Below are 4,323 nucleotides of genomic sequence, written 5' to 3'. Positions count from 1 at the left end.
CCCTCCGCACCGTCTTCCCCGAAACAGCAGGCACCCCCTACCAACAGATACTCGAAGGCGACGCCGCCCAACCCGTGATCGAGATCGTCACGACCGACAACACCACGGGCCTCACCGAGCACATCGCCACCGCCGTTCGCCACACCTTCCGTCTCACCGACGAACTTCCATTCCGTGCCTGGGTGTTCACCAGCGGAGCCGACGCACACACGCTGCTGATCCTGGCCCATCACATCGCCAGTGACGGCTGGTCCATGGGCCCCCTCGCCCACGACCTCGCCACCGCCTATGCGGCCCGCTGTGACGGCACCGGTCCGCAGTGGGCTCCGCTGCCGGTGCAGTACGCCGACTACACCCTCTGGCAGCGCGAAGTCCTGGGCGAGGAGAGTGACCCCGACAGCGTCATCTCCCGCCAGATCGACCACTGGCGCACGGCCCTGACTGGGCTCCCCGAGCAGCTGGAGCTGCCCACCGACCGGCCGCGGCCGGCCGTGGCCACGCACCAGGGCGACAGCGTCCCCTTTGCCTGGGGCACCGACCTCCACGACGGCATCACCCGCCTGGCACGCACACACCAGGTCAGTGTCTTCATGGTCATCCAGGCGGCGCTGGCGACGCTGCTGACCCGGCTCGGCGCCGGCACCGACATCCCCATCGGCTCGGCCATCGCCGGACGTAATGACGACGCACTCGACGACCTCGTCGGCTTCTTCGTCAACACGCTCGTCCTGCGTACCGACACCTCCGGCGACCCCACCTTCGCCGAGGTTCTCGGCCGGGTGCGGGAAACGGACCTGGCGGCCTACGCCCACCAGGACGTGCCCTTCGAACGCCTCGTGGAGATCGTCAACCCGACCCGTTCCCTGGCGCATCACCCGCTCTTCCAGGTGATGCTCGTCCTGCAGAATGCCGCCGACGACGAATTCGCGATGCGTGGACTCGTGGCCACCGAGGACGATGACGTCCACGCGGGGATCGCGAAGGTCGATCTGACCGTCAGCCTCGGGGAGCATTTCGGTGCGGGTGGTGAGGCCGCCGGGATCCGGGGTGTGGTCGAGTTCGCCACCGACCTGTTCGACCGCCGGACCGCCGAGACCCTCGCGGCACGACTGGAACGCCTGCTCCGTACCGCCGTCGAAGACGCCACACGCCCCATCACCGACCTCGACATCCTCTCCGGCCAGGAACGCGAGCTGCTCCTCAACGGCTGGAACAACACCGCACACGACGTACCCGACGCCACCCTCCCCGCCCTCTTCGAGACACAGGCCGCCCGCACCCCCCACGCCCCGGCCCTCGAACACCACGGCACCCAGCTCACCTACACCGAACTCAACACCCGCGCCAACCACCTCGCCCACCACCTCATCAGCAGGAACATCGGCCCCGAGCAGATCGTGGCCCTTGCCCTGCCTCGCTCCGCCGACCTGGTCGTCTGCATCCTCGCCGTCCTCAAAGCCGGCGCCGCTTACGTACCCGTCGACCCCGATTACCCCGCCGACCGCATCACGTACATGCTCGATGACGCCCGGCCCGCCCTGCTCATCACCGACAAGTACACCGCCACCGGTCTGCCCGGCACGGACCTGACCACCCTCACCCTCGACGCCGACAGCGACAGCGACAGCGACGACGGCCGCGACAGCGACACGGTCACCGGCCCACTCACCAGCAACCCGGACGACACCCACCGCACCGCACCGCTGCTCCCCACCCACCCCGCCTACCTCATCTACACCTCCGGTTCCACCGGGCACCCCAAGGGCGTCGTCATCGCCCATCGAGCGGTGAACGGTTTCGCGGCCGATGTCGTCGACCGCTGGCAGCTGGGCGGCAGCAGCCGGGTACTGCAGCTCGCCTCGCCGAGCTTCGACCCCTCGGTGTTCGAGATGTGGATGGCGTTCCGGTCGGGTGCCTGCCTGGTGGTCGCGCCGACGGGTCCGCTCGCGGGTGAGGAGCTGGTCGGTGTCCTGGACGACCTGCGCATCAGTCATGCGCAGATGTCGCCGGCGGCACTGGCGAGCATGCCGGTGCACCCGTTGCCCGAGCTGCGGACCCTGATCGTCGGTGGCGACGCCTTCACCGGCGAGGTGGCGGCGCGCTGGTCTTCGGGACGCGCGATGTTCAATGCCTACGGTCCGACCGAGGCGACGGTGTGGGTGACGGTGAGCGGCCCGCTTTCCGGGGCGGTGGCTCCGGCGATCGGTCACCCGGGCTGGAACACCCGGGTATATGTGCTGGACTCCGCGCTGCGTCCGGTACCGGCGGGCGTGCCCGGCGAACTGTATGTGGCAGGCACACGGCTGGCCCGCGGATATCTGCGCCGGCCCGGTCTGACGGCTTCCCGTTTTGTCGCCGATCCGTTCGGCGCGCCCGGTGCCCGGATGTACCGGACGGGCGATCTGGTCAAGTGGCGTACCGACGGCGAGCTCGAATTCGTCGGACGCCTCGACGACCAGGTGAAGGTGCGCGGCTTCCGTATCGAGCTCGGCGAGATCGAGAACGTTCTCGCGGCGCACCCGGGCGTCGGCCGGATCGCCGTGGTCGTCCGGGAGGACCGGCCCACCGACAAGCGCATCGTGGCGTATGTCGTGCCCGCGGAGGGGGCCGACGGCAGTGTGGATCTGGCCGGTCTGCGGGACCGGGCGGCGCGGGCGCTGCCGGAGTACATGGTTCCGTCGGCGTTCGTACAGCTCGATGCGCTTCCTCTGACGCCGAACGAGAAGCTCGACCACAAGGCGCTTCCCGCGCCGGAGTACACCGGTGCGGAAGGCGGCCGGGGCCCGCGTACCGCGCAGGAGGAGATCCTGTGCGGTGTCTTCGCCGAGGTTCTGGGCGTGCCCCGGGCCGGCATCGATGACAACTTCTTCGCCCTCGGCGGCCACTCCCTGCTGGCGATGCGGCTGGTCAGCCGGGTCCGCACCGCCTTCGGCGTGGAGCTTGCCGTACGTGATCTCTTCGAGGCACCGACGGTCGCCGGTATCGCCGGGCGCATCGGCACCGCTGCCGGGGGCCGCACGGCTCTTGTGCCGATGGCGCGGCCCGAGCGGGTGCCGCTGTCCTTCGCCCAGCGCCGCCTGTGGTTCCTGCACCAGCTGGAGGGGCCCAGCCCGACCTATAACGTGCCGATGCGGCTGCGGCTGTCCGGCGAGCTGGACGCCGCCGCCCTGCGCGAGGCGGTGTCCGACCTGGCCGAGCGGCACGAGTCGCTGCGTACGGTCTTCCCGGAGACCGACGGCACGCCGTACCAGCAGGTGCTGGCGGGCGCCGCCGCCCGGCCGCCGGTCGAGTGCGTCAGGACGGACCCCGGTCGGCTGGACGAGGCGATCCGGCAGGCCGCCGGACACACCTTTGATCTGACCACCGAACTGCCGCTGCGAGCCTGGCTGTTCCGGACCGGACCGGACGAGCACGTCCTGTTGCTGCTGGCGCACCACATCGCGAGCGACGGCTGGTCGATCGCTCCGCTCACGCACGATCTGGCGCTGGCCTATGCCGCACGGAGCAAGGGCTCGGCGCCGCAGTGGGCTCCGCTGCCGGTGCAGTACGCCGACTACACGCTGTGGCAGCGCGAAGTCCTCGGCGACGAAGCCGACCCCGACAGCCTCATCTCCGGTCAGGCCGGCTACTGGCAGGAGCAGCTGGCGGGACTTCCCGACCTGCTGGAGCTGCCCACCGACCGTCCGCGGCCGGCCGAGGCGAGTTACCGGGGCGAGAGCCTCGACTTCTTCTGGGACGTCGAGTTGCACGAAGGCGTCACCCGCCTGGCGCGCGAGCACCAGTCGAGTGTGTTCATGGTCGTCCAGGCGGCGCTGGCCACGCTGCTGACCCGCCTCGGTGCGGGCACCGACATCCCCATCGGCTCGCCGAGCGCAGGACGTGCGGACGAAGCGCTCGACGACCTGATCGGCTTCTTCATCAACACCCTCGTGCTGCGTACCGACACCTCCGGCAATCCGTCGTTCGCCGAACTCCTCGGACGTGTAAGGGAGACCGACCTCGCCGCCTACGCCCACCAGGACGTGCCCTTCGAGCGGCTCGTGGAGATCGTCAACCCTGCCCGGTCGCTCGCGTACCACCCGCTGTTCCAGGTGATGCTGAGCTTCGAGGCCGCGTCGGCCGATGTGCCGCTGGACGGACTCGACAGCAGGCTGGAGTCCTCGGGTTCGCAGGCCTCGAAGTTCGACCTCGAATTCGGGCTGGAGGAGACGGTCACTGCCGGTGGCCGGCCCGCCGGTATGGCGGGAACGGTGGACTTCGCCACGGATCTGTTCGACCGGCAGACCGCTGAAGCCATGGCCGTCCGGCTGGAGCGTCTGCTCC

At 69.8% G+C, this 4,323-nt stretch carries 1 protein-coding gene; it reads left to right on the top strand.

Annotated elements, in window-relative coordinates; translation table 11 throughout:
- Window positions 1–4,323, top strand: a 4,323-nt coding sequence (locus tag ACWGJY_RS37345; protein ID WP_453265351.1) for an amino acid adenylation domain-containing protein, incomplete at both ends; no start/stop codon positions are given.

The organism is Streptomyces sp. NPDC054765, assembly GCF_053612065.1.
The sequence above is the reverse complement of the archived record's forward strand: the minus strand, read 5'-3'. Positions and strand labels throughout refer to the sequence as shown.